The 25,900-nt window shown below is 40.8% G+C and carries 27 protein-coding genes; 18 read left to right on the top strand and 9 right to left on the bottom strand.

All coding sequences use genetic code 11. The features are described from left to right. Positions 1-54: 54 nt before the first annotated feature. Both ampE and ampD read right to left on the bottom strand, forming a co-directional pair. Entirely contained in the window at positions 55-906 is an 852-nt protein-coding gene (gene ampE / locus ACSSVW_RS09620; protein ID WP_075594500.1) for a beta-lactamase regulator AmpE, read from the bottom strand. A 23-nt stretch (positions 907-929) separates the two neighbouring features. Continuing rightward, a complete protein-coding gene (ampD, locus tag ACSSVW_RS09615) occupies positions 930-1,472 on the bottom strand; it encodes a 1,6-anhydro-N-acetylmuramyl-L-alanine amidase AmpD (protein ID WP_180311088.1) in 543 nt (180 codons plus the stop codon). 189 nt (positions 1,473-1,661) lie between these two features. On the opposite strand from ampD, the gene nadC reads away from it, so the two are divergent. The 3 genes from nadC to ACSSVW_RS09600 all read left to right on the top strand — a co-directional run bounded on the left by nadC (position 1,662) and on the right by ACSSVW_RS09600 (position 3,892). Continuing rightward, positions 1,662-2,510 carry a carboxylating nicotinate-nucleotide diphosphorylase gene (gene nadC / locus ACSSVW_RS09610; RefSeq protein ID WP_074988951.1) on the top strand — a complete coding sequence of 283 codons (849 nt, stop codon included), beginning with the start codon at positions 1,662-1,664 and terminating at the stop codon, positions 2,508-2,510. A gap of 497 nt (positions 2,511-3,007) precedes the next feature. After that, entirely contained in the window at positions 3,008-3,448 is a 441-nt protein-coding gene (locus ACSSVW_RS09605) for a pilin (RefSeq protein WP_118844620.1), read from the top strand. An 18-nt stretch (positions 3,449-3,466) separates the two neighbouring features. Then, entirely contained in the window at positions 3,467-3,892 is a 426-nt protein-coding gene (locus tag ACSSVW_RS09600; RefSeq protein WP_118844621.1) for a pilin, read from the top strand. On the opposite strand, the gene ACSSVW_RS09595 is transcribed toward ACSSVW_RS09600, so the two are convergent. After that, the gene (locus tag ACSSVW_RS09595; protein ID WP_118844822.1) at positions 3,889-4,497 is read right to left on the bottom strand and encodes a fimbrial assembly protein; all 609 of its coding nucleotides are present in this window, start codon (positions 4,495-4,497) and stop codon (positions 3,889-3,891) included. The genes ACSSVW_RS09600 and ACSSVW_RS09595 overlap by 4 nt on opposite strands. 131 nt (positions 4,498-4,628) lie before the next feature. Here ACSSVW_RS09595 and ACSSVW_RS09590 point away from each other — a divergent pair, with 131 nt between their 5' ends. The 5 genes from ACSSVW_RS09590 to yacG all read left to right on the top strand — a co-directional run bounded on the left by ACSSVW_RS09590 (position 4,629) and on the right by yacG (position 9,682). Continuing rightward, positions 4,629-5,855: a type II secretion system F family protein gene (locus ACSSVW_RS09590; RefSeq protein ID WP_454179230.1), complete on the top strand. Its 1,227-nt coding sequence runs from the start codon at positions 4,629-4,631 to the stop codon at positions 5,853-5,855. A gap of 179 nt (positions 5,856-6,034) precedes the next feature. After that, positions 6,035-6,931 (top strand): prepilin peptidase, encoded by an 897-nt coding sequence (locus ACSSVW_RS09585; RefSeq protein ID WP_199524726.1) that lies wholly within the window; start codon positions 6,035-6,037, stop codon positions 6,929-6,931. A 2-nt stretch (positions 6,932-6,933) separates the two neighbouring features. Then, the gene (gene coaE / locus ACSSVW_RS09580; protein ID WP_273008302.1) at positions 6,934-7,530 is read left to right on the top strand and encodes a dephospho-CoA kinase; all 597 of its coding nucleotides are present in this window, start codon (positions 6,934-6,936) and stop codon (positions 7,528-7,530) included. A 174-nt stretch (positions 7,531-7,704) separates the two neighbouring features. Beyond that, complete coding sequence (pilB, locus tag ACSSVW_RS09575) at positions 7,705-9,381, top strand: type IV-A pilus assembly ATPase PilB (protein ID WP_118844625.1); 1,677 nt, start codon at positions 7,705-7,707, stop codon at positions 9,379-9,381. Positions 9,382-9,448: 67 nt separating this feature from the next. Beyond that, positions 9,449-9,682, top strand: coding sequence for a DNA gyrase inhibitor YacG (gene yacG, locus ACSSVW_RS09570; protein ID WP_036965896.1), 234 nt, complete (start codon positions 9,449-9,451; stop codon positions 9,680-9,682). 61 nt (positions 9,683-9,743) lie between these two features. On the opposite strand, the gene ACSSVW_RS09565 is transcribed toward yacG, so the two are convergent. Then, positions 9,744-10,274, bottom strand: coding sequence for a Spy/CpxP family protein refolding chaperone (locus ACSSVW_RS09565; protein WP_454179282.1), 531 nt, complete (start codon positions 10,272-10,274; stop codon positions 9,744-9,746). Between the two features lie 177 nt (positions 10,275-10,451). Here ACSSVW_RS09565 and ACSSVW_RS09560 point away from each other — a divergent pair, with 177 nt between their 5' ends. Genes ACSSVW_RS09560 through ACSSVW_RS09550 form a run of 3 tightly spaced genes read left to right on the top strand, consistent with a single transcriptional unit; the run spans position 10,452 to position 13,470 of the window. Then, on the top strand, positions 10,452-11,141 hold the full coding sequence (locus ACSSVW_RS09560; protein WP_454179229.1) for a response regulator: 690 nt from the start codon (positions 10,452-10,454) through the stop codon (positions 11,139-11,141). A 1-nt stretch (position 11,142) separates the two neighbouring features. After that, positions 11,143-12,528: an ATP-binding protein gene (locus ACSSVW_RS09555; protein WP_454179228.1), complete on the top strand. Its 1,386-nt coding sequence runs from the start codon at positions 11,143-11,145 to the stop codon at positions 12,526-12,528. Further along, entirely contained in the window at positions 12,529-13,470 is a 942-nt protein-coding gene (locus ACSSVW_RS09550) for an alpha/beta fold hydrolase (protein WP_065979646.1), read from the top strand. Here the strand turns inward: ACSSVW_RS09550 and ACSSVW_RS09545 are convergent. After that, the gene (locus ACSSVW_RS09545; protein WP_074988960.1) at positions 13,449-14,357 is read right to left on the bottom strand and encodes a cation diffusion facilitator family transporter; all 909 of its coding nucleotides are present in this window, start codon (positions 14,355-14,357) and stop codon (positions 13,449-13,451) included. The two genes, ACSSVW_RS09550 and ACSSVW_RS09545, sit on opposite strands and share 22 nt — an antisense overlap. 193 nt (positions 14,358-14,550) lie before the next feature. Here ACSSVW_RS09545 and trmL point away from each other — a divergent pair, with 193 nt between their 5' ends. Both trmL and ACSSVW_RS09535 read left to right on the top strand, forming a co-directional pair. Beyond that, a complete protein-coding gene (gene trmL / locus ACSSVW_RS09540; RefSeq protein WP_036965886.1) occupies positions 14,551-15,015 on the top strand; it encodes a tRNA (uridine(34)/cytosine(34)/5-carboxymethylaminomethyluridine(34)-2'-O)-methyltransferase TrmL in 465 nt (154 codons plus the stop codon). A gap of 106 nt (positions 15,016-15,121) precedes the next feature. Then, positions 15,122-17,002, top strand: coding sequence for a putative bifunctional diguanylate cyclase/phosphodiesterase (locus ACSSVW_RS09535; RefSeq protein WP_454179227.1), 1,881 nt, complete (start codon positions 15,122-15,124; stop codon positions 17,000-17,002). A 51-nt stretch (positions 17,003-17,053) separates the two neighbouring features. On the opposite strand, the gene gpsA is transcribed toward ACSSVW_RS09535, so the two are convergent. The 4 genes from gpsA to ACSSVW_RS09515 are packed head-to-tail and all read right to left on the bottom strand — an operon-like array spanning position 17,054 to position 19,314. Beyond that, the gene (gene gpsA, locus ACSSVW_RS09530) at positions 17,054-18,061 is read right to left on the bottom strand and encodes an NAD(P)H-dependent glycerol-3-phosphate dehydrogenase (RefSeq protein ID WP_454179226.1); all 1,008 of its coding nucleotides are present in this window, start codon (positions 18,059-18,061) and stop codon (positions 17,054-17,056) included. Positions 18,062-18,064: 3 nt separating this feature from the next. After that, positions 18,065-18,553: a protein-export chaperone SecB gene (gene secB / locus ACSSVW_RS09525; protein WP_036965880.1), complete on the bottom strand. Its 489-nt coding sequence runs from the start codon at positions 18,551-18,553 to the stop codon at positions 18,065-18,067. Positions 18,554-18,593: 40 nt separating this feature from the next. Further along, complete coding sequence (gene grxC, locus ACSSVW_RS09520) at positions 18,594-18,851, bottom strand: glutaredoxin 3 (protein ID WP_036965877.1); 258 nt, start codon at positions 18,849-18,851, stop codon at positions 18,594-18,596. Positions 18,852-18,882: 31 nt separating this feature from the next. Further along, positions 18,883-19,314: a rhodanese-like domain-containing protein gene (locus ACSSVW_RS09515; RefSeq protein WP_036965874.1), complete on the bottom strand. Its 432-nt coding sequence runs from the start codon at positions 19,312-19,314 to the stop codon at positions 18,883-18,885. A gap of 191 nt (positions 19,315-19,505) precedes the next feature. Here ACSSVW_RS09515 and gpmM point away from each other — a divergent pair, with 191 nt between their 5' ends. From gpmM to ACSSVW_RS09490, 5 genes are all read left to right on the top strand, one after another. Continuing rightward, positions 19,506-21,050, top strand: coding sequence for a 2,3-bisphosphoglycerate-independent phosphoglycerate mutase (gene gpmM / locus ACSSVW_RS09510; protein WP_454179225.1), 1,545 nt, complete (start codon positions 19,506-19,508; stop codon positions 21,048-21,050). 3 nt (positions 21,051-21,053) lie between these two features. Then, positions 21,054-22,193 carry a murein hydrolase activator EnvC family protein gene (locus ACSSVW_RS09505; protein WP_036965867.1) on the top strand — a complete coding sequence of 380 codons (1,140 nt, stop codon included), beginning with the start codon at positions 21,054-21,056 and terminating at the stop codon, positions 22,191-22,193. 36 nt (positions 22,194-22,229) lie between these two features. Further along, positions 22,230-23,498: a S41 family peptidase gene (locus ACSSVW_RS09500; protein WP_118844631.1), complete on the top strand. Its 1,269-nt coding sequence runs from the start codon at positions 22,230-22,232 to the stop codon at positions 23,496-23,498. A 35-nt stretch (positions 23,499-23,533) separates the two neighbouring features. After that, complete coding sequence (locus ACSSVW_RS09495) at positions 23,534-24,310, top strand: divergent polysaccharide deacetylase family protein (RefSeq protein ID WP_454179224.1); 777 nt, start codon at positions 23,534-23,536, stop codon at positions 24,308-24,310. Between the two features lie 454 nt (positions 24,311-24,764). Next, positions 24,765-25,785 (top strand): IS630 family transposase gene (locus ACSSVW_RS09490; protein WP_454179281.1). Its coding sequence is split into 2 segments (ribosomal slippage): positions 24,765-25,217 and positions 25,219-25,785, totalling 1,020 coding nucleotides; the frame shifts between segments, so codons are not numbered across the junction. Positions 25,786-25,900 lie beyond the last annotated feature (115 nt).

The raw sequence follows: 25,900 nt of genomic DNA, 5'->3' as shown, positions 1-25,900 counted from the left end.
TGACTTTAAAAGCCGTTCCCGGCTAAAGCCAGCCCTTGCAACTCGCTAACTTTACTACGCCAACCCACCAAATAGAGTGAGTGCGGCAATAATGACTAAAAAGAACAACACATTACGTTTTACGAGTTTCATCATACAGGTTGCCTCATAAGTGCAACCAACATACTGCTGCTCAATTTGCTCTGCAGCCAAAGCTGTTTGAGTAACCACTTTGCGATTGCTTACTGAAAAGTCCAACACGTATTTCAACCAGCAACTGGTTCCTTTATTAAAGTTGCCAATAACAAGATAACCAAAACTTGCAATGCGCGCAGGTAACCAATCTAACCAAAATAATAAGGTATGAATTAGTTTAAAGCGTTTTGCATACACCATATTATGGTTTTCTCTTACCTTGTCAGCGTAAGTACGCACTAAGGCATAGAGTATTGCCCCAGGTACACCCAATATCACAAACCAAAAAATAACAGCACAATAAAAGCGGAAATTAAGCCACGCGAGTGTTTGCCCGAATGTTTCCCCTTGGGGCTCAGCTTCTGTTTTCTTTTGGCCCATTTGTAATGCAAATAATGTCGCAGCTTCTTGATCGTTTCGCGTTAGAGCATTGAGATAAGACTTATACAGTGCTCGTTGCTTAGCACAGCCAAAACACGTTAATAACACCACGGTGTTAACCGCTAATTGCCATACTATAAAATCTGATAACTTATAAACTAAGGCAATAGCAATCACTGGTAACATTAACCAGATCAGAAAACCAACGGGCGAATTAAATAAGCCTTTTTCTGATAAGTGTTTTTTAGAGTGCTTTAGGTAGTGATCGGCATAAAAACCAATTTGCCAGTAATCAGCCCGCGCCCCAAGACGCTCAATGACTAGCGCAACTATAATTGAAATCAAGATCATGCTTGTTACCTATATCCTTTAAATTAAAACACTAAATCAAAAAAGTATGGCCAATCAAAACTCTCGCCCGGATCCGTTTTTCTACCGGGTGCAATATCGCAGTGGCCGACAATACGAGAGCGGGTTATTTTTGGGTATTTATCCATAAGTGCCTTTGTCACTAAGTGTAATGCATTATATTGTGCTTGGGTATACGGCTCAGTATCAGTACCTTCAAGCTCAATACCTACACTAAAGTCATTACATTGCTGACGGCCATTAAACTCAGACACACCTGCATGCCAAGCACGCTTTTCAAATGGCACATATTGAATCACTTCACCCGTACGACGAATAAAACAATGCGCAGATACTCTAAGCCCCTTTAAGTCTACAAAACTATCGTGTGCCTCACAGTCTATGCAACCCATGAATAAATCATCCACATATCGCGTGCCAAACTGCCCTGCGGGTAGCGAAATATTGTGAATCACAAGTAATGACACTTCATTATCAGGACGCGCATCATAATGCCTGCATGGCCGCTGTAACACACTGTTTAACTGGCCTAATTCGTTTATATGCATATTAAAAACTAACAATGACAATAAAGTTAAACAGTGTAAATGGTTCGCTACTCAGGGTCTAGCTGCATTCATTTGTGTAGCCACCCACAAGGACTTTTAATCCACGTTAGCGATAAATCTTTAACTTCTAATACAAGGTCAAACATAGTAAAATTTAGCCAATTTATTAATAAACAATGAGCTTTCGACATGTCAGTCCCTCACTCTTTAATTAGCCAACTGGTTAAACTCGCCCTTGATGAAGATTTGGATTACCAAAATGCAAACGACGGTGATATCACGGCTCAACTCATCCCTGAAAACGAGCAAGCGAATGCCAAAGTAATTACTCGTGAAGACTGTGTATTTTGTGGCAAAGACATTATTTTAGAAGTGTTCAAGCAAGTAGATGCAACGGTAAAAGTTGATGTATTAGTAAACGATGGTGATAAAGTCGCTGCAAATGCCACCTTATTTACAGCGTCTGGTTCTGCACGTGCCATTTTAACCGCAGAGCGTACAGCGCTTAATTTTGTGCAAACGCTTTCGGGTACAGCAACAACCACAGCCCACTACGTTAAAGAACTTGCAGGAACAACCACGCAGTTACTTGATACTCGTAAAACGATTCCGGGCTTACGTGCGTTGCAGAAGTACGCAGTCAAATGCGGCGGCGGCGCGAATCATCGTATTGGTTTATTCGATGCATTCTTAATTAAAGAAAACCACATTGCAGCATGTGGTGGCATTGATAAAGCCGTGGCACAAGCAAAAGTTAATCATCCATCAAAACCTGTAGAAGTCGAAGTTGAATCTTTAAATGAGCTTGAGCAAGCCATTCATGCGGGTGCTGATATCATCATGCTTGATAACTTTACTGTGGAACAAATACAGCAAGCCGTCATCCTTACTGATAAGCGAGCAAAATTAGAAGTGTCTGGCAATATGACCCTTGAAACACTAAAAGCTTATTCGCAAGCAGGTGTTGATTTTATCTCAAGCGGCGCACTTACAAAAAATTTACAATCAATCGACCTATCGATGCGCTTTAACGCGTAACCCCACCCCATTTTTGCGTATTTAATGTTTACCTAATTCGTTGACAACGAAATAAAAAAAGCATTAAATACGTAAAAAGCCTGAATCGGTAACAAAAAATCAATAACTTTTCAGTTCTTTTAGTTCTTTAGTATCATTGTGTCCTAATGACTTACGTAAGTTTACAATTAATTCAATAAGTTCCAGCAAGGATGCATGTGTATAAATAGTTCAATTATGGATTTTTAAGCTTGATCTGTCTCAAACTAAAGTAGGAAACTTCTGAAAAACCAGTTATCTAGCCGGAAAATTGCTTTCAAATACATTAATTGATGCTAAAGTAAATTAACAAACACTTAATGAACAAAAGTTTAAAATCAACTTGTTAACAATCACGATTTTTAACAGAGGTTTTAAGTAAAACTGTAAGAATAGTCCTGTATGTTTAGCATCGATTTTACAATGCTGATCTAACAGCTAAACTTACAAAACATCATATCCTTTAGGAGAGGAACAAAATGACACAACAAAAGCAACAGGGTTTCACCCTAATTGAATTAATGATTGTTATCGCAATCATCGGTATTCTTGCAGCAATCGCTCTACCGCAGTATCAGACTTACACCAAAAAAGCACGCTTTTCTGAAGTTGTTTTAGCAGCATCTTCGGCGAAAGGCTTAGTAGATGTATGTTTTCAAACACGTGGGGCTGGTACTTTAACTAACTGTGATGAAGCTTCAGAGATTGGTCTAAATGCAGCTGGTGCAGCCGCAGGTGAGCACGTTGCTAGCGTAGCAATCGCACCCACAACTGCAGCTATTACCGCTACAGGAGCTGCAACAGTAGATAGTGTAGATTATGTTCTGACACCAACTCCAGCAACTGATGCTGGTGGTAACTCTTTAGGTACACTAACTTGGGCACAAACTGGCTCATGTATTGCAGCTGGTATCTGTTAATAATTTAAGCCAAGTTTTGTGATTAGACATAACGGCTTTACGCTAATTGAGCTAATGATAACAATTGCCATAATTGGTCTATTATTATCATTAGCCCTTCCTGCATATAATAATCAATTTAAACGCTCTAAGTTTACTGAAGTTGTACTAGCTACCAATGCGGTTCAAAGAGCCATTGAACTTTGCTACCATAGAAATTCTGATCTTTCTAAATGTGATAGTTTCACAAAGCTGGGCAGAAAAAAATCTGATTTTACAGCACCAAAATACATTTCAAATATAGTGATAACTAACGCCGCCGGTTTAATCATTACATCAACAGCAACAGATGCCGCATCTCTATCTTACGCGGACACATATATCATGGAAGGCAGTTTAAATAACGGCCAACTTATATGGCATCGTTCTTCAAGCAGCACCTGTATTAGCAATGGTACTTGTTAGAAAAAAACTAATCCTTCATCTGTACTTTTTAGCTTAACTAATCCCGATTTAGTAATTACCTTGCATGGTGAGAAACTGCATTCACTCGATACCGGAACACTCAAAAAATATTCATACATTTCTATTGGTGGTATAGCATTTTTTATCATCATTTCATAAAAAGCCCTCCCATTGCTTTGAATTGTTGGCTCATTAAAGTGATACATAGCTTCTTCATGAACAGGACGTCTATCTTCACCTTTTAAGACAGTGAAGTAAGAGCCTTCCCACTTAACTATATAGGCTAATCGTTGCCCATCTATCTGTGTAATACCATATACTAAGGATATGACTTGTAAAATAACTATAAAACTAAAGTTAATAGCATTCTCGAGCTTAGTTTTGAATGGTGATAATAACCAAAAGTTAAATAATGGGCCTATGATGAGGTCTATAGAAAAGATAATTACTGCTAGTCCAACCAAATCTGTTAGCATATATCTTCCATTATCAAACCAGCTAAAGAAAAGCCAAGTAGCAACTAGAAATAAGAGCAGCCCACCCACTAGAAAATGAATAAAACTCCAAACAAACTTTGTTTTATAAACCGTTAACGTATTTTGCACAATTGAGACCCGAATCCTCTGAATCTTCGTATTTAAGCAAGATAACATCACCTTATCAATTGTTTCAGCCTCAAAAGGCCGCTACTATTAAGTAAGATATTAAACATCAATCAGTAACATATGGATTTACAATGAGTAAAGTTCAAGAAAAGCAATCTTTAGATACTTTTGAATGGGTTGGTGTAAGTGCTCGAGGCAAGAAATTAGAAGGAGAGCTTTCAGGGCAAAGCATTGCCTTAGTCAAAGCTCAATTGCGTAAGCAAGGCATCACCCCTTCAAAAGTAAAACGTAAGGCAAAACCTTTATTTGGAACTCGGGTTCAAAAAATTACCCCTAAAGACATTGCTTTAATTACACGCCAAATAGCGACCATGCTAATGGCAGGTGTACCGCTTATTCAATCTATTGAAATGATAGGTTCAGGTGCTAAGAATAAAAGTGTTGCTAGGCTGATGGAAGAAATTGGTGACGAAGTGAAAGCGGGTGTGCCACTCTCGCAAGCTTTACGCAAACACCCCCGCTATTTTGATGATTTATATTGCGACCTTGTTGCGTCTGGTGAGCAATCGGGTGCCCTTGATAAAATTTTCGACCGTGTCGCACTTTATAAAGAAAAAGCCGAAGCATTAAAGTCTAAAATCAAAAAAGCAATGTTCTACCCGATTGCGGTATTAGTTGTGGCCTTAATCGTTACCTCAATCTTACTTATTTTTGTGGTGCCTCAATTCCAAGATATTTTTAACGGCTTTGGTGCTGAACTTCCTGCCTTTACTTTAATGGTGATAGGTATATCTGAATTTATGCAAGAGTATTGGTGGATGATGCTGATTGCTGTTATTGCTTTTGGTTATGCCTATAAAGAAGCCCTGCTTAAAAGCAAAAAACTCAGAGATGCCAACGACAGAGCTATATTAAAGTTACCTGTTATTGGCATGATTTTAAATAAAGCAGCAGTAGCTCGCTATGCACGCACTCTTTCAACAACCTTTGCTGCAGGTGTACCCTTGGTTGATGCGCTCGACTCCGCCGCGGGAGCCTCAGGTAATGCAGTGTACCGTTACGCTATTTTAGAGATAAAAGCAGAAGTTAGCTCAGGTAATTTGATGAACTGGGCGATGCGGAACTCTAAAATATTTCCTGATATGGTGATCCAAATGGTTGCAATTGGTGAAGAGTCAGGCTCATTAGATGGCATGCTTGCTAAAGTAGCCACTATTTATGAGCAAGAGGTTGATGATGCGGTCGATGGCCTTTCAAGCTTATTGGAGCCGCTGATCATGGCTGTACTTGGTGTGCTGGTCGGTGGTTTAATTATTGCCATGTATTTACCTATTTTCCAGTTAGGTTCCGTCATTTAATCGATAAATAAAAATTGAGTTGATATATTGATGCTGTCTAGGCTTTCACTAATCACAGCTTAGGTAGTCGATTACAATTTTGAATGGCTGTTGATTAAAATAATAAAAAAGACATTAAGTAATTCGTTCAGGCTCGCAAACCTAAACTTGTTTCTCAAAGCCAAAAATTAGGTAGTTTAATGCAAAATTTTTTCCTTGATATAGCCACCGTGATGCAATCTCAACAGTGGTTTTATTTGTTAACTGTAGGACTTGTGAGTCTGTGTATTGGTAGCTTTTTAAATGTCGTTATTTACAGGTTACCACTGATGATGAAACGAGAATGGCAATCAGAGTGCCGTCTGTTATTGGCCGATGAGCTAACAATTAACCATACTGAAGAGCCTACTCCCTTTAATTTAGTCACACCCAATTCAACCTGCCCACAGTGTAAGGCACCGATTAAAATTTGGCAGAACATTCCTGTTATCAGCTGGTTAATACTAAAAGGCCGCTGTGCAAGTTGTAAGGCACCAATCTCTGTTCGCTACCCCATTGTTGAAATGCTAACAGCCAGCTTAAGCCTCGCGGTTGCAATTATATTTGGCGCATCTGAACTTGCCCTACTTTATATTGTAATCACATGGGTGCTCATTGCGCTTACGTTCATTGATATTGATCATATGCTTTTGCCAGACCAACTTACCTTACCGCTTGTTTGGCTTGCATTGATTGCAGCCGTGATGAACATCACAATCGCCCCTTCTGATGCGATTATTGGCGCTGCAATTGGCTATTTAAGTTTATGGAGTGTGTATTGGCTCTTTAAACTTGCTACTGGAAAAGAAGGCATGGGGTATGGCGATTTTAAATTACTCGCGGTATTTGGAGCGTTACTCGGTTGGCAGGCTATTTTAACTATCGTGTTGCTTTCGAGTGTCGTTGGCGCTCTTATTGGTATGCTGCAAATTATTATTCAAGGCAAAGATAAAACCACGCCTATTCCCTTTGGCCCCTACCTTGCGATAGCCGGTTGGGTAACCTTATTGTGGGGTGAGCAAATTCAAACTATCTATTTTAGCTATTTAGGTCATTAAATATGGCAAACTGGATTTTAGGCCTAACGGGTGGCATTGGCTCTGGCAAAAGTGCTGTTAGTGCGATGTTTGAAAAGTTAGGGATCACGGTTGTTGATGCCGACATCGTCGCAAGAGAAGTCGTCGAGCCAGGCAGTGTCGGTCTCAAAAAAATTGTTGAGCATTTTGGCAAAACTATTCTCACCAGCGAGGGAGTGCTTGACCGCGCGAAGCTTAGGGGCATTATTTTTGATAATGAAACAGAAAAAGCATGGCTCAATGCTTTACTACACCCGTTAATAAGGGAATCCATGCTTAAGCAACTGCAACAAGCCACCAGCGACTATGTAATTTTAGTTGCGCCCTTATTATTTGAAAACGGTTTAGAAAAATTGTGCAACCATACGTTGCTCATCGATGTCCCCGTCACAACTCAAATTACTAGAACCAGCGCACGCGACAATGTCTCTGAGGCTCAAGCGAAAAAAATTATTGCATCACAAATGTCTCGTGCCGATAAACAGCTAAAAGCCGATGATATTTTAGACAATGATCGCGCTCTATCTGAAGTTGCGATTGATGTGAAAAAGCTGCATCAAAAATATTTAACTCATGCTTAAACTCTATGCTAAAAAACACATATCCATCTAATACAAAAACATTAATACAGATTATAAATACCTGAGTTAAAGGGTGAATTTATTTTGCAATTTTGCCTAAATCGACAAGACTGATGTTATACCCTGCTTTTTTCTGATAGATTTGGCATAGAAAGGATCAAATTAAGGTGCGCAATGAATATTAACTCACCGTTACTGAGAAAATTTATCACATTAGGTCGCATTGATGCAGAGACCGTCAAATTAAAGCAACGAGAATATAACTCCACAGCTGAGCTCATTTCTAAGAGCTGCGGTATAGACGCGCATGAATTAGCAGAGCAATGCACTGACTTGTTCCGTGTTCCCTATTTTGATATCAAAGACTTCGATGTATCACTTATTTCTGATGAGTTAGTAAAAGAAAAGCTCATTCGCGAGCATCATATCCTCCCGCTGATAAAGAAAGGCCGTAAGCTATATATAGCGGCATCGGACCCTACTGATTACGGTGCGTTTGAAAACTTTGAATTTAGTACAGGTCTGTCTTGTGAAGTTGTAGTGGTTGATTACAACCAGCTAGAAAATAAAATAGAGCAGCTGCTCGATGCGGCCGGTAGCTTACATTTAACGGATGACGAATTTAAAGAGCTTGGCGATCTCGACACAGATAAACCACGCGATATGCCAAGTAATGATGAAGACAAAGACGATGCGCCTATTATTGTCTACATCAATAAGATTTTGATGGATGCAATAAAAAAAGGGGCATCAGATTTACACTTCGAGCCATACGAGCATCGTTATCGAGTGCGCTTTCGGATTGATGGCATTTTACACGAAATGGCAAGCCCACCGAATAGCCTAGCAAGTCGATTATCTGCGCGCATAAAAGTTATGTCACGCTTAGATATCGCCGAAAAACGTAAACCACAAGATGGCCGCATTAAATTAAAAATTACTGAACGTAAAAGTATCGACTTTCGTGTCAGTACCCTGCCAACGCTGTGGGGCGAAAAAATTGTTATGCGTATTCTTGATTCATCAAGTGCTATGCTTGGCATCGATGTATTGGGTTATGAGCCTGAACAGAAAAAACTCTACATGGATGCGCTCGAACAGCCGCAAGGGATGATACTAGTGACAGGTCCTACAGGCTCTGGTAAAACAGTATCTCTTTACACCGGCTTGAATATTTTGAACCAACCTGAGCGCAATATTAGTACTGCGGAAGATCCGGTTGAGATCAACCTTGAAGGCATTAATCAAGTACAAATTAACACAAAAGCAGATATGACGTTCGCCAACGCGTTAAAAGCGTTCTTACGTCAAGATCCCGATGTCGTCATGGTCGGTGAGATACGAGATCTAGAAACAGCTGAAATTTCCATTAAAGCAGCGCAAACAGGCCACCTAGTCTTATCGACACTGCACACAAATTCAGCGCCAGAAACACTGACTCGATTGTTAAACATGGGCGTTCCGGCATACAACGTTGCAAGTTCAATAAGTCTTATCATTGCACAGCGACTGGCTAGACGTTTATGTCCGAAATGTAAAACCCCAGAAAAACTGCCCGATGAAGAACTTATTCGCCAAGGCTTTGACCCCGCAACATTGAGTAAACTCACGCTGTTTTCTCCAAAAGGCTGTGATAGCTGTACCGATGGCTATAAGGGACGAGTAGGTATTTACGAAGTCATGCAAATTACCCCTGAAATTGCGCAAATTATTATGCGTGGAGGTAATTCACTCGAAATTGCTGAGGTTTCTTTAAAATCAGGATTTAATAACTTACGTCTATCGGGATTAAAAAAAGCGGCGGATGGTGTCACCTCGCTAGCTGAAATAAATCGGGTCACGAGTTTTTAACTCGCGACTCGATTCTTAGGCTGAGCTTTAGTAAGATCAGCTAAAATTGCTTAATAGAGATCACACCATGCCAACCGTTGTAAACTGCCCGACCTGCAAAGAAAAAGTAGAATGGTCAGAACAAAGCCCCTATCGCCCTTTTTGTTCAAAACGCTGTCAGCTGATCGATCTAGGTGAGTGGTCATTTGAAAATAACAAGATTTCTTCACCCATCACCAGTGCAAACGAACTTAACCAAGATATGATTGAAGATATCGAGGCTATGCTCGCTAAGAATGATGATTCATTTTTCAAAGAATAAGTATTAAGAAACGCGGCTTCATTAGCCGCGTTTTCTAGTTTAACGAATGCGCCGGAACATATTAGCTATTTGTTCTTTCAGCCTTATTACGCTCACCATCAACTCTGTGTAGCCCCTTTTTGTGACCTTTTTTACGCAGCTGTTTTTTAATTTCTTGATAGCTTTCACGCTGCTCTGCGTTAAGAACTTGCCAGATTGCATGCTCTGATTTCATTTTAATTAACGCAAATTGCTCACCTTTTTCTTGGCGGGCTTTAATTAGTTCGCGTGCTGCATTTTCATCAAATGCGTGGGTCGCTAATAGTGCATCCATTTTCTCTTTGTAGGCTATTCTATTGTCTTTCATGCTGGCTTTATCACCACGAAGAGCCTTCATTTGTGTTGTTTGCTCAGCAAAAATCGCTTTAAGTTGGGCTTGCTGTGCTTCTGTTAATTGTAATTTATTAATTCCACGCTCAGACAATAAAAAACCGGCTTGCGGATTCATGCCTCGGTGCATATCCCCTTTTGCCATTACTGATGTTGCGCCAACACTTGCTGCAGCTAAACCACAAACAAGTACGAATTTAGAAAGCTTATTTGAAATAGTCATAGTCATAGTCATTACCTTTTGTTGGGTTGTGTTCTGTCGTTATTTTTAACTGATGGATTCACTATACTCACTTCAATGCAAAGGAACGCAAACCAGTGTAAAGGTTGTGTAAAGATTCACTTTTACACAATTTACTGAGTAGAATAGCCTTAAAGAAACAGTGCAATAGGTGCCACAATGAAATTACTTATGATCGACGATGATACAGGGCTGTGCGAGCTGTTAAGCGAGTATTTAACAGCACAAGGCTTTACAGTTGATTGTTATCATGATGGCGCACAAGGCCTAAATCAGGCCTTAAAATACAACTACGAATTAATTTTGCTTGATGTCATGCTACCGTCGATGGATGGCTTTGAAGTACTCAAGCAACTTCGACAACATAAACTCACGCCTGTCATTATGCTCACAGCCAAAGGGGAAGACTTTGACCGTATTTTTGGTTTAGAGCTTGGTGCAGATGACTACATACCAAAGCCATTTAATCACAGAGAACTACTGGCGCGAGTTAAAGCAATAACCCGTCGTATCGAACATATTAATAGTCTATCGAGCCAGCAAACAAATTCACTCAGTGTCAATAGTATTCACATTAACTTTGCGACTCGTGAAGCGTCTGTCAGTGGCAATGTATTAAGTTTAACGGGAACTGAGTATGAAATATTGGCCATGCTAGTCCGCCATGCCGGTGAAGTGATCAGTAAAGAGCAAATTAGTGAGCAAGTTCTTGGCAGACGACTAGCCCCTTTCGACCGCTCCATTGACATGCATGTGAGTAATATTCGAAAGAAAATTGCTGAGTTTATAAATAGCGAGCGTATCAAAACCATGCGTGGTAGCGGTTACGTACTTATTCAAGGTGAATAATATGACCTTTCCGAGTTGGATAAAAAAGCCACATCATTATTTGTTCTTAAAAATCTTTGCATGGTTTTGGGTTACAGTCATAGCAACCATTACTCTGCTAGTCTTTTTAAGCCAATTAACCAGCAATGTAGGGAATGATGAGTTACGCGGCCCCATGCTTAAAAACCTAGAATACACCGCGAAAAGTATAGAACGTATTGTGGCAAAGCATGGTAAACCGACTCAAGAAATTGTATCGCACCCTCGCTTATCTAAACATAAGTTACTGTATTTAAATGGCGAAGTTCATGGCGTCGAAATGCTCAGTGAACCCGTCTCGAAAGAGATTGATTTGAGCTTGTTAAATTTTACAAAGCATATGCGCCCACAAGTTATTTTTACTGATGAATACCAAGCGTATGGTCCTGTAGAAATTAACGTACCCGAAGGTAAGTTTTACTTATATGAAATTGACGAAAAACGTAAAAAGCCTTTTTTTGTCGGGTTGTGGTTAATGCCTACTTGGCTCAAGTTATTGATTGCCGTAATAGCCTCGCTTATGCTGAGCTTTTTCTTTAGCCGAAACTTAATTGCCCCTATCAATAGTTTAAAAGAAACTGCAAAAAAACTTTCCCACGGTGACTTAACCGCACGAGCAGTTTTCTCAACGGCTCGCGAAGATGAACTGGGGGTGTTAGGACGTGACTTTAATACAATGGCGAGCCAGCTTGAGCAGCTTATAACAGCACAAAAACGCTTACTTGCAGATATTTCTCATGAACTACGCTCACCACTTACACGCTTAAAAATGGCAACAGGCCTTGCACAAATGCAAGCTGATGATAGTCAGCAGACATACCTCGAACGAATAGAAAAAGAAGCAAACCAGCTTGATAAAATGATTGCCGATGTATTGCAACTATCAAGGCTTGAAGCCCGAAGCCAAGCTTTATCCTTAAGCAAGCAATCGGTTCAAGTTATTGTTGATCATGTATTAAATGATGCTCGCTTTGAGGCCAAACAATGTCACAAAGAGCTGACGATTAATGGCCAATTACACACAGATATACCATGCGACGAGAGTTTAATCGCCAGTGCACTCGAAAATGTACTACGCAACGCGATTAAATATGCACATCATCATATCTCTTTAAGCTTAGCTGAGTCTGATGCGCTCTATATCACCATTTGTGATGATGGAAATGGGGTTAAAGAAGCCTACTTAGCTAGACTGTGTGAGCCATTTTTCCGTCAAGAGCATGCTCGTGATAGAAATTCGGGTGGCACGGGCTTAGGACTGGCTATTGCAAAGAATGCGATCTCAGCACATGATGGTACACTAACACTCGAAAACCAAGAACATGGCGGACTCTGCGTTAAAATCCGCTTACCAATAAAGAGTGAGTAAATGTTTTACAGCGATGAAGCACACCTTACTATAAATGCTAAACAGATAAATGCATTTTTTAATCAGCAATTAAAACAAGATTTCTTAAGCACTGAACATGGTACCTTGTATTATGGCTTTGCCATTCCAGAGCAAGCTAAAAAAGCCATTGTTATTAGTAGTGGCAGAATTGAGTCGTTATTCAAATACAAAGAGTTACTGTGGGAGTTTTACCAAAATGGTTATGCTGTTTTTATTGTTGATCACCAAGGTCAAGGCCGTTCATATCGCCATTTAAAAAACGCTCATAAAGGCCATGTCACACGTTTCACTGATTATGCAGATGACTTTGCCGTTTTTAACGAGCAGGTAGTCAATGCTCATTGGCAGGGTCAACGAGTATTACTCGGACACTCAATGGGCAGTGCAATTGCCTATGATTACTTGTCTCGCTACACACATTCTTTTTCGGGCGCGTTTTTATCTGCCCCCATGTTTGATATTTATACCAAAGGCACACCAAAACCAATTGCAAAACTAGCCGCGAAAATAGCCTCACAATTAGGCTTAAGTCATCGTTATGCATTTGGTCAAACAGACTACTTGCCCGTTGATTTTTCGGTTAATGAATTAACCAGCAGTGAGATAAGGTACCAGCAATTTAGAGCGCTTTATCTTGCAGAGCCCGACTTACAACTTGGTGGTGTGACGTATGGCTGGCTCAATGCATCGTTTGAATTTATCGCCTCATTGGTCGATAGAAAAGTAGATATTCCACTTTTTATCGCCAGTGCCGGGCGCGATACCGTTGTCGATAATGCGGCGCAACATGCGCTTGCGCATAAACAAACACAGGCTAAATTAAAAAGTTACCCTGATGCTCGCCACGAATTATTTTTCGAGCGAGATGAAATCAGGCAGGCAGTATTGAGTGACTTATATCAGTTTTTTGAGGCACTCTGACGAGACTTTTTAACCACCGAAAGTGGATCTAAGTGCACCAGTATATCCAGTTCGCAGGCAAAGTGAGTTTGTATCATTGTTTCAACTTCATCGGCCACCTGATGGGCACGAATTAACGAGAGACTGTCTTCAAGTTCCAAGTGCATTTGAATAAACTTAATTTTACCACCTTGTCGCGTGCGGATATCGTGGGCCCCAAAGACATCTTGGTGACTATTAACGATGGTTAAAATTTCTGTTTTTTCATCCTCTGGCAGCTCTTTGTCCATAAGATGGTCGGCACTATCACGGGCAATATCCCAACTGTTATATAGTAAGTAAACAGCCACCCCAATAGCAAAAATAGGATCCGCATACGTCATGCCGTACTTTGCCAATAGGATGGCAAGCAAAACAGCTAAATTTAAAATAAGGTCGCCTTTGTAGTGAACTGAATCCGCCTTTATTGCAATTGATTCGGTATGATTAATAACCTTGGTTTGCACAAACACCACCACCAAAGTACAAACAATAGCAAATAAACTCACCCAAATACCTAAGTCTGAATGTTTAAGTATCACAGGGTTAAAAAGACGTTCAACACCATGAAACGCTAAAAAACAACCAGAACCAGCGATAAATGCAGCTTGAGCTAGCCCAGCAAGAGCTTCCGCTTTGCCATGACCAAACCGGTGGTCATCATCAGCAGGGCGTAGCGCATAACCTAACACTAAAAAGCTCATTAAAGATGCGGTAATATCCATTAAAGAATCGGTGAGCGATCCCAACATCGATGCAGAGCCTGAAGCAAGCCATGCCCAACTTTTTGCTGCAATCATTAAACTCACCATAGCAATGGTGACTATGCTGGCGGTTTTTACCCAAAACTCATAACTGCGATGTTGCACAACATTTTACCTTCAGACATTACAAGGTTTTAGTATATCATCATATTAGAGGGTTTTACCCCATGTTACATAGCGCTATTTAGAATAAATAAAGCACAGCTATCGGCGCTAAACAAACTTAAATCCTGCAAGATCCTCACGCTGCAGTTGTGTATAATCTGCCGCAGATCATAATGCTAATAATGAGACAAACATGCTTGATATCGTTTTATACCAACCAGAGATTCCGCCCAATACAGGTAATATCATTCGCTTATGTGCCAATACAGGCTATGCCTTACACCTAATTGAACCATTAGGATTTGAGTGGGATGATAAACGCGTAAAGCGTGCAGGGCTTGATTATCATGAATTTAGCCACGTACAACGTCATGCATCATTCGAAGATTACCTTGCTAAGTGCAAGCCAAAAAAAGTCTATGCCTGTACGACCAAAGGCAGCCAGTTTCATCATCAAGCACAATATCAACCTGGCGATTGTTTAGTATTTGGCCCTGAAACACGCGGCCTACCCGATGAGCTTATTCAGTCATTACCGAAAGAGCAGCGTGTGCGTATTCCGATGCAAAAAGACAGCAGAAGCATGAATTTATCAAATTCTGTCGCCGTTTTTGTCTATGAATCATGGCGTCAGCTTGGTTTTGTAAACGGTCAATAACTCATTGAAAATGCGCATTAAATAAATAATTTATAATTATTTAGCACGACCTTTTTTTTTGAACTAATCTAAATAGATGATTTTTTGTTCTAAATGATGATTATTAATGCGCTTTTTAACCCTTGTATACAGTCTCATTTTACTTTTGCAGCACTCTGTGGGCGCTGCAACAACAGCTGACCTTAATTTAGCGCAACCACACAACTCAACCCCGCTGTTCTTTCTCGTTTTACTTGTCATTATTGCACTGTTCATTGCGGTTATTTATTACCAGAAGAATCAAAAAATGATGTTAATTGATGCTCTTTTATCACAATCGAAAGATGCGATATGGGTTTGCGATGAACAATTTAGAATACTAGACATCAACAGTGCCTTCAGCGAAATAACAGGCTACAAAAGAGGGGATGTTATAGGGAAAAAATTTAAAGCACTCACACAAGATGGCCGCGTTCGACAACTCGAAACATTAATCCAACAAGAGCTCGCACAAGATGGATATTGGTCTGGTGAAATCTGGAACTTGCGCAAGGATGGTCAGCCTTATGCACTTGATTTATCAATCACAAAAGTCTCAACACCACGATTTACTAAACGAGCTGTTAACTATGTAGGGCTTTTTAGTGATGTCACCGCTCGTAAGAATAACGAACGTACCATGCTCACGCTAACAACTCGCGACTCTGTAACTGGGCTCTCAAATAGAGCCATTTTTATTGAATCGCTCGATAAAGCGATTAAAGCCTGTAATGACGAATACCCTAGCCTGCTTATTATGTTTATCGACATCGACAATTTTAAGAAGATAAATGATTCCCTCGGCCATACTTTAGGCGATGTATTATTAAAAGAAGTGGCATGTCGTTTAACTTCATCACTTAATTCTGGCTTTACTATTGCGCGGCTTGGAGCTGATGAATTTGCTATTTTAGTGCCGCCTTATCTCTATGCTGGCAAAACCATTTTCTTTGCTAAAAAGACCGCAGATACAGTGCTACAACAATTTAAGACTCCATTCATGCTCGATGGTATTGAAACCTCACTGTCAGCGTGTTGCGGAATTGCCATCTATCCAGACAATGCTTACAACGGTGAAAACTTAATGCGCAGCGCTAACAGCGCACTTAATCACGCCAAAAAATTGGGCCGAAACACCTATCAATTTTTTGATAAAGAACGCCACACGTTAGACCCCACCGAGCTAACAAAAGAAAGTGCCCTCTTTAAATCAATCACCAACAATGAATTTGTACTGTATTTTCAACCAAAATACGATGTACAACACAATCGCTTACATGGCTTTGAAGCACTCGTTCGCTGGCCACAAGATGATGGCAGTCTAATTTACCCAGATGAATTTATTCCGCTTGCAGAGCAGAATGGTGCAATCATCCCCCTTACCCAATTATTAATGAAGCAATTACTTCAACAACTTGCAAGCTGGCAAAAACAAGATGTGCCTTTTGGCAATGTTGCCATTAATATCTCTGCGTTGCATTTTCAGCAAAATAGCTTAATCGAAATGCTCGTTGATTATTTAACAAAATATAATGTACCTGCTCGTTGTTTAGAGTTAGAAATCACAGAAAGTGCAATGATGAATAACCCCGAATTTGCAGAGCAGCAAATGAAACGCATAAAAGCCTTAGGAGTCAATATTACGCTGGATGACTTTGGTACGGGGCACTCTTCGCTGAGCTACCTTAAGCGTTTTCCTATCGACACATTAAAAATAGACAAATCGTTTGTAAAAGATATTGATAAAAATGAGCAAGATAGAAATATCACCGCCACCATTGTCCGGTTGGCTAAATACCTAGACATTAATGTTGTTGCAGAAGGCGTTGAAACCGAAGAGCAAGCGTATATGCTCCATATTATGGGGTGTCATTATCAACAAGGTTATTATTACTCTAAGCCACTTAAAGCAGAGCAAGTAGCCAATTTTATTGATAAAAATGAAGTAGATAAACAATCTGTAAAATAAAAAGCCTTGTTTTAAACAAGGCTTTCAAAATAGTTTCTCAGCAAACAGTGGCTATTCAGATTTTTGCTCACGACCTAGTAAAGCCATCGCCGCTTCTTTTACATCTTTATTTTCATAAAGTACTTTGTAAATTTGCTCAGTGATGGGCATTTCAATACCGGCTCGTTGTGCCAGTAAATACACTTCTTTGGTATTTCGATAACCTTCAACAACCTGACCAATAGAGTCAATTGCAGCTTCGACTCCTTCACCCTTACCTAATGCTAAACCAAATCGACGGTTGCGTGATTGGTTATCTGTACAGGTTAAGATCAAATCACCTAATCCTGCCATTCCCATAAAGGTGTCAGAACGCGCTCCAAGTGCACAACCTAAACGGCAAAGCTCAGCTAAGCCTCGGGTAATAAGCGCTGTACGAGCATTCGCACCAAAACCAAAGCCATCCGACATCCCCGCGCCGATAGCAATGACATTTTTTACGGCTCCACCAAGTTGTATACCAATAAAATCATTATTGTTATACACCCTAAATGAGCGTCCGCAATGTAATAACTCAGCAAGTTGTTTGGCAAACTCTGTCGATGTGGCAGAGACCGAAATAGCGGTTGGTAAGCCCATTGCCATTTCTTTCGCAAACGTCGGACCAGACAACACAGCAAGAGGAATATCATCCCCAAGCTCTTGCACCGCCACTTCTTGTAATAAACGCCCTGTATTAGGCTCTAAACCTTTCGTTGCCCACGCCACTTCTGCATCATTATTCAGCCAAGGCTTAATTTGTTGAAGCGTTGCTCCAAAAGCATGGCTAGGCACGACAACCAGCACTATTTGGCTTGCTTTTACAGCGGTTTCTAAATCGGCTTCTAATTGAAGCGTTTCAGGAAAGCTGACATCTGGAAGATAACGTTGGTTCTTTCGCTCAGCTGCAAGCGTGGCAACGTCATCGCTATTTCGTCCCCACAAAGTAACGGGGTGACCATTTCTGGCGAAACAAATAGCAAGGGCGGTGCCATAAGACCCCGCCCCTAAAACTGTAACAGCTGACTGTGCTGTAGTCATAACTTATGCGTCTGCAGTAACCTGTTGATCTTGCGCTGCACGCTGTTGCATGTATTGAGCAAACAGTGCATCAAAATTCACAGGTGCTAAATTTAACTGTGGGAAAGTACCACGGTTAACAAGGTTAGACACCGCTTCACGCGCATATGGGAAAAGTACATTCGGGCAGAAAGCACCTAGCATATGAGCTAATTGAATTTCTTCTACTTCCGCAATCGTGAAAATACCAGCTTGCTGAATTTCACAAAGGAATGCCGTTTCTTCACCAATTGTTGCTGTCACTGTCAGCGCAAGAATAACTTCAAAAACACCTTCTTCTAACTTGTTAGAGCGTGTGTCTAAATCAAGTTTAACTTCTGGAGTCCACTCTTTTTGAAAGATAGCTGGTGAGTTTGGCGTTTCAAATGAAACATCTTTCGTGTAGATGCGTTGAATAGTGAATTGAGCGCCTGCTTGTTGTTCTGCTGCTGCGTTTTGGTTTTCTTCGTTCATTGTAATTCCTAACTTGTATTCGTTTTTATAATTAAATTTATTAAGCGTTAAGCTTTGCGTCTAAAAGGCCTTGCGCTTCAATTGCCATCATGTCGTCACAACCGCCGATATGCTCATCATTAATAAAGATTTGTGGCACGGTATATCCACCGTTAGCTTTATCGATCATTTCTTCACGACGCTCAGGCTGCACACCAATATCAATGTTTGTGTAACTTACACCTTTACTATCTAATAACGCCATAGCGCGTTGACAATATGGACAGTATGCTTTTGTGTAAAGAACAACATTCGTCATAATAATTCCTCTATCGGGCTGTTACGTGTTGTTAGCGGCCAGTCGTTGTTGGCAAACTTGCAGATTGCCAAGCTCCCATACCACCAGATAATACATAAACACGTTCAAAACCTGCTTTATGCATAGCCGTTGCGATACCTGAGGCGGTCATGCCCGTGGTACATACTAGTATAATGGGTTTACTCTTAAACTTTTCAAGGCTTGAGAAATCAGATTGTTTGGCTTTTTCTGGATTTAAGTGCGTTGCACCTGCAATACGACCTGAGTTGAATTCTTTTTGCGCTCGAATATCAACAACCTGACCATCTTCGCGGTTAATTAACAACGTAACTTGCTGCGGGTTAATTTGGCGAATCGCTGAAAATTTACTTTTAAACCAACTGCTGATCAGCATCGCTACCAATGCCAGCCAGATGATACTTAAAACCGGATGATTTGAGATAAATTCAATATATTGATCCATGCGTTTTCCACTAAGAAATTGGGTACCACAGCGCATAGCCATGGGATTATTAAAATATGCCACGCAAGTATACGTGCTTGAACCGAAAATGCTAGGGCGTGAAATATTTTAATATGACATATTGATAGCTGATCAAAACCTTAAAACACGGTATGCTAGTAATATATAAGTGCCAATCTTCAGGAGCTATAATGACAGAGCATAAAAAACCATTGGTATTAATGATCTTAGACGGTTGGGGATACCGTGAAGACACAGAAAGTAACGCAATACTCGCTGCTAATACACCCGTACTCGATAACCTGTGGGCAACACGTCCGCATACCTTAATTTCAGGTTCGGGACTTGATGTAGGTCTACCTGCAGGACAAATGGGTAACTCTGAAGTAGGTCACGTAAACTTAGGCGCAGGTCGCATTGTTTATCAAGATTTCACTCGCATCACAAAAGCAATCGAAGATGGAGAGTTCGCGAGTAACCCTGCATTAGTTGATAACATAGACAAAGCCGTTAAGGCAGAAAAAGCAGTGCATATTATGGGTTTATTAAGCCCAGGTGGTGTACACAGTCACGAAGACCACATTGTAGCGACCATTGAATTGGCTGCAGAGCGTGGCGCAAAAAACGTCTACTTTCATGGTTTCTTAGACGGTCGTGACACCCCACCTCGCAGCGCTAAAGCGTCTATTGAGCGCATCGAAGCTTTATTTGAAAAATTAGGTTGTGGCCGCTTAGCCAGCCTTATTGGCCGTTACTATGCAATGGACCGCGATAATCGCTGGAACCGTGTTGAGCTTGCCTACGATGTAATGGTAAGTGGTATCGCGCAGCACACCTACACAGACGGCGTAACCGCACTTGAAGCAGCGTACGAACGTGATGAAAATGATGAATTTGTAGCGGCAACAACCCTCGTACCTGAGGGACAAACGGCGGCTGAAATTAATGATGGCGATACCGTTATTTTCGCCAACTTCAGGGCCGATAGAGCACGCGAAATGACGCGCGCATTTGTTGATGCTGATTTTAGTGGTTTTGAGAAAAAGAAATCTCCAGCACTGAGCGGCTTTGTAATGATGACGGAATACGCCGCAGATATTAAAGCCCCTGTCGCCTTTGCACCAGAGCCACTAACCAATGTGTTTGGGGAATGGTTAGAAAAGCAAGGCAAAACACAACTACGTATTTCTGAAACAGAAAAATATGCACATGTCACATTTTTCTTCAGTGGTGGTAGAGAAGACGAATTTGTGGGTGAAACACGCGAGTTAATCCCTTCTCCGCAAGTGGCCACTTATGATTTACAACCTGAGATGAACTCTGAAATGCTGACAGATAAGCTCGTTGAAGCTATTGCCAGCGGCAAGTACGACGCAATCATTTGTAACTACCCTAATGGTGATATGGTAGGTCACTCAGGTGTGTTTGAAGCCGCTGTAAAAGCGTGTGAAGCAGTCGACCACTGTATTGGCCGTGTTATAAACGCACTTGAAGAGCACGGTGGCGAAGCACTCATCACTGCGGATCATGGTAATGCTGAGCAAATGGCTAACCCAGCAACAGGCCAAGCACACACCGCACATACCAGCGAGCCAGTGCCATTCATTTATGTAGGCCGTGACGCAACCCCACAAGATGGAAAAACACTCAGTGACGTAGCACCAACCATGCTGCACTTAATGGGTTTAGAACAGCCAAGCGAAATGACTGGCACTCCAATTATGACGCTGAAATAAACGATGAGCAGACGTATTAACCACTTACTCAAAACTGGTTTAATACTGACTTCATTAGTAGCAACTTCGGTTGTTGCTAATGAAGCTCAAACCAAAAAAGACTTATCTGATATTCAATCAGCCCTACAAAAAACCAAGGCCGAGCTTGAAGGTCAACGCAAGTCGATAGCCGATATGCGCAAAGATCTTCGTGCTCACGAACTCGATATTGCTAAAAATGCTAAGGCATTAAACCTAGCAGCACAATCGGTCAAAGAAAACGAACAACAACAGCGCGAACAACAGGCCAAAGCTCAGCAACTTCAAGCAGAGCAAACAAAACGTCAAACCCTCCTCGCAGCACAATTAAAAAGTGCGTATATGGCAGGTAGCCATGATTACTCAAAAATGCTGCTGAACCAACAAGACACGGCCAAAATTGAACGTACGCTCAGTTACTATAACTATTTAAACAAAGCACGCATTGAGCAACTCGAAGAGCTGAAAGCGTTGCAAATAAAAATTGCTGAAAATCAAGCGGAACTAGAACAAACAAAACTTCGTTTAGTTGAATTACACAACGAGCAGAAAAAACGCCAGCAAGCTTTAATTGCCGCTCAAGAACAACGAAAACGCAATCTCAACAAATTACAATCAGCGCTTAAAGAAACAAAAAGTTCGATTGATTATTTAAAAGAGAACGAGAAAACCCTCGTTACCGCCATCGAAGAGTTAGAAAAAGAACGAAGCGAAAAAGTTGAACTTCTCGGACTACAAAGCAGTAAAGGAAAACTCGACTGGCCGACCAAAGGAAAACTCCGTCACAGTTTTGGCCAACGCAAACATGGAAATATCGATTGGAAAGGCGTGTTAATTGGCGCGAAGGAAGGGAGTAACGTCAAAAGCGTACAAAATGGTCAGGTCGTTTATGCTGACTGGCTCAATGGCTTTGGTTGGGTTATTGCTATTGACCACGGCGATGGGTTTATGAGCTTATATGGGCATGCACAAACCCTACTTCGTGATGTTGGCGACCTTGTCAGAGAAGGTGAAGTCATTGCATTAGTAGGTCAAAGCGGCGGACAAACAGATCCTGGTCTATACTTTGAAATACGCCACAAAGGACGCGCAGTAAATCCTGTAAAATGGTGCAGACGTATTTAATTGATTAAATCAGCTGCGCCCTATGAGGAGCAGCTGATGCTAAATATCAATCACATAGACAAAATCCATTTCATCCCATCTAAGCGCTTCTTTGGGCTACATCTTATTTTACTCTTAGCCTTACTATGCTTATTAATGCAATCATTTAATGGGGTTGCTAAACCATCTTTAAAATCATTACATCACCAGCAACTCAATGAAATTTTGTTTAATATAAATACTTACTATGTTGACGATCTTCAACTTCATAATAGCTTTGAATCTCAGCCAACGAATCAACAAGTAGAAGCATTATTTGAGCGTTTAGACCCCTATTCTAAATATTTAGACGAAACTGAGCTCGATGCCATATTTAGTAGTACCAATGGGCGTTACACTGGGCTTGGCATAGAGGTTAAAGTTACCGATGGTCGCGTATATATTGTTAATACGATTAAAAACTCCCCTGCTGAGCAAGCTGGTCTGCAAGTTAATGATGAGCTAACCGCTATAAATCAACAACCGATTGTCAATAAAAGCATAGAAGAAGTTGCAAGGCTTATTCGTGAAAGTGGCCAAGCTGCCGTTGATGTTTCCGTAAAACGAGAGCAAGTAACCGAACTCAACTTTTCAATAAAGCGACAACAAATAAACCTAGAAAGCGTGCAAAGCTACCTTGCTGATACAGGCGTTGCGCTATTGAGTATTAATGCTTTCAATAACCATACATTGCATGATGTCGCACGAACCGTGGCTAAAATGCAAATTAATAATGGTTTTCCGTTATCAGGGTTAATTATTGATTTACGAGATAATCCTGGAGGAACACTACAAGGTGCAATTGAAGTTGCAGATCTGTTTTTAGATAGTGGTACGATTGTTTCTACAAAAGGACGCTTCAATGAGGCAAATCAATACTATAAAGCACATAGCGGTGATATTCTTTCTGGCGCGCCAATCGCCGTATTAATTAATGAAAACTCAGCATCTGCAGCAGAAATATTAGCCGCAGCGCTGAGGGATAACCAAAGAGCGACCTTGGTTGGAGAGACCTCATTTGGTAAAGGCTCAGTACAATCTTTGATTCCACTAGGAAATGGAAATACAGCTCTCAAACTTACCACAGCACGTTATTATACACCTGCTGGGCAATCTATTGATGGTAAAGGGATCGCACCCGATGTGAGTATAAATCAAACAATGCTTTCAGAAATTGACCAAGACGTTATAATAAAAAATATACAAGGGTTGTCGCTTTTTAGCTCACTCCTTGATAAACAAGATAAAAAGCAACTTACTGCAAAGCAGTTAATAATTATGCAGTAAGTAAGCACACACAATGGATATAATAATTACAAAAAGTGAATTTACGCAAAGGCTTACTACTGACGCTGTGTTGCTTACCACTATTTTGCCAAGCAAAGCAAATAGCCATCGTTATAGATGACATAGGCAACCACCAACGCGATCTTGATATCTTGAATTTACCAGGGCAAGTGACCTTTTCAATCTTGCCCCATACACCTTACTCACAAATTTTTGCCGAGAGAGCGAGCAAAACCAACAAAGAACTTCTCTTGCATATCCCCATGCAGGCGCTAGACAAAACAAAAGCTTTAGGTCCTGGTGCTTTAACAGACTCAATGAGCAAAACACAGCTGCAAACCACACTGGGGCACGCACTCGCATCATTGCCACAAGTCAAAGGCGTAAACAATCACATGGGCTCTGAGTTAACACAATTAACAGAGCCTATGAAGTGGACGATGGAGCTCCTCAAAAAACGAGATTTATACTTTTTAGATAGCCGAACAACAAGCCAAAGTGAAGCACAAAATGTCGCTAATCTTTATGGTGTTGCCAATGTTTCTCGACATGTATTCCTAGACAATATCGTGACTGAAAGCCAGCTTAAGCACCAACTAGAAGAACTTAAACTAAAAGCGACGCATTTTAATTATGCCATCGCTATTGCACATCCCTACCCAGAAACAGTCGCGTTTTTGCATCACGCCCTACCAGAACTTCAACAGCAAGGTTTTGAGCTTGTGCCTCTTTCACAATTGGTTGAAAACAAATACATCCAATTAGCTAATGCAGAGCAAAAGCAAGCTGAGCATCGTGCAAATGATGAATGAAAGAGCGACATACTCAAATAGGATGTAAATATGCCGAAGTTTCCTTCATTAAGGATAGACGCAGAGGTCGCACAACATCACCTTTGATCGATACATCGTGATTATAAAGCGTAGTAATGGCTCTAGCCGTGAATGTCAGGGTTATGTGTGAAGGGCATAATGAGATACTTCGGCACTAAAGTACCTCCTACTACGCCCTAATTATTTGAGTCATAAGTGAAATGAGCGATTTTAGAGCCTCTAGCACTTCTGTCATTGTGATTAAGAAGCGTGGGAACGGCTTTAGCCGTGAATGTCAGTGGTTATGTATGAAGGGCATATCAGACACTTTCGGCAATCAAGTGCTCCTACGTCTCTTCACCTTGCGCTTATGCGCCTTTTATACCATTCCGCTTAAATATCTGATCTAATATAGGCTATATAAAATCACCGGTTAATAACATTGAACCAAAACATAGCTGAACAGCTTTTAGCGCTTTCGCGAAAAGAACCAAATGCACGAAAACGCATACGATTACTCGCAGTGTCATTATTTTATGAGGGGAATAGCAGAACTGATATTGCAAAACGTCTTAACATAGCACGAAGTAGTGTTAATAAATGGGTTTCTAGTTACCTAGAACAGGGGCTGTATGGCTTAGACAATAAGCCTATACAAGGGCGTCCATCTAGATTACAACAGTCACAACTTGAGCAACTGTCTGAATTTATAAAACGCACGAACACAGAACTTCAAGGTGGCCGGCTTACCGGTGAAGACATTGTGCATTACATTAGCACTGAATTTGGTGTTCATTATCACTTAAATCATACTTATAAAATACTCAAGCAACTTGCCTTTAGTTGGATCACAAGCCGTTCGAAACACCCTAAACACTCATTAAAAAGCCAAGAAGCTTTTAAAAAACTTCCAACTGGAAACGATCATTCACACACCCGGACACCTTCCACTTGACCGTATCGACGTATGGTTTCAGGACGAAGCACGATTTGGCCAGCAAAATCCGACTACGCGCATTTGGGCTGAAACAGGCACTCGGCCACGGATAGTAAAACAACAGCAGTTTGACTATGGGTATTTATTTGGTGCGGTATGTCCTGCCACAGGCCAAACAGAAGCGCTAGTAAGCCCATTCGTCAATAAAGAAGCAATGACGCAGCACCTGAGTCAGATATCACAAGCTACACCAGGTGGCAGACATGCTGTCGTGATAATAGATGGCGCAGGTTGGCACACATACGATACAGCCGCAGAATTTAACAACCTCACGCTAATAAAGCTCCCTCCTTATTCACCAGAGTTAAACCCAATAGAGCAAGTATGGAGCTGGATACGACAACACTGTTTATCCAATAGAGTGTTTTCGGGTTATGACGAAATTGTTGATGAAGTTTCAAAAGCATGGAATCACTTTATTTCAATACCGGAGCGAGTGATGAAGATGTGTAATCGAGAATGGATAAAGTTGATTTAATCTTTATGCGGAATGGTATAATACCATTCCGCTTAAATATCTGATCTAATATAGGCTATATAAAATCACCGGTTAATAACATTGAACCCAAATATATCTGAACAACTTTTGGCGC

This window comes from Pseudoalteromonas sp. MBR-15, assembly GCF_053628915.1.
The sequence above is the reverse complement of the archived record's forward strand: the minus strand, read 5'-3'. Positions and strand labels throughout refer to the sequence as shown.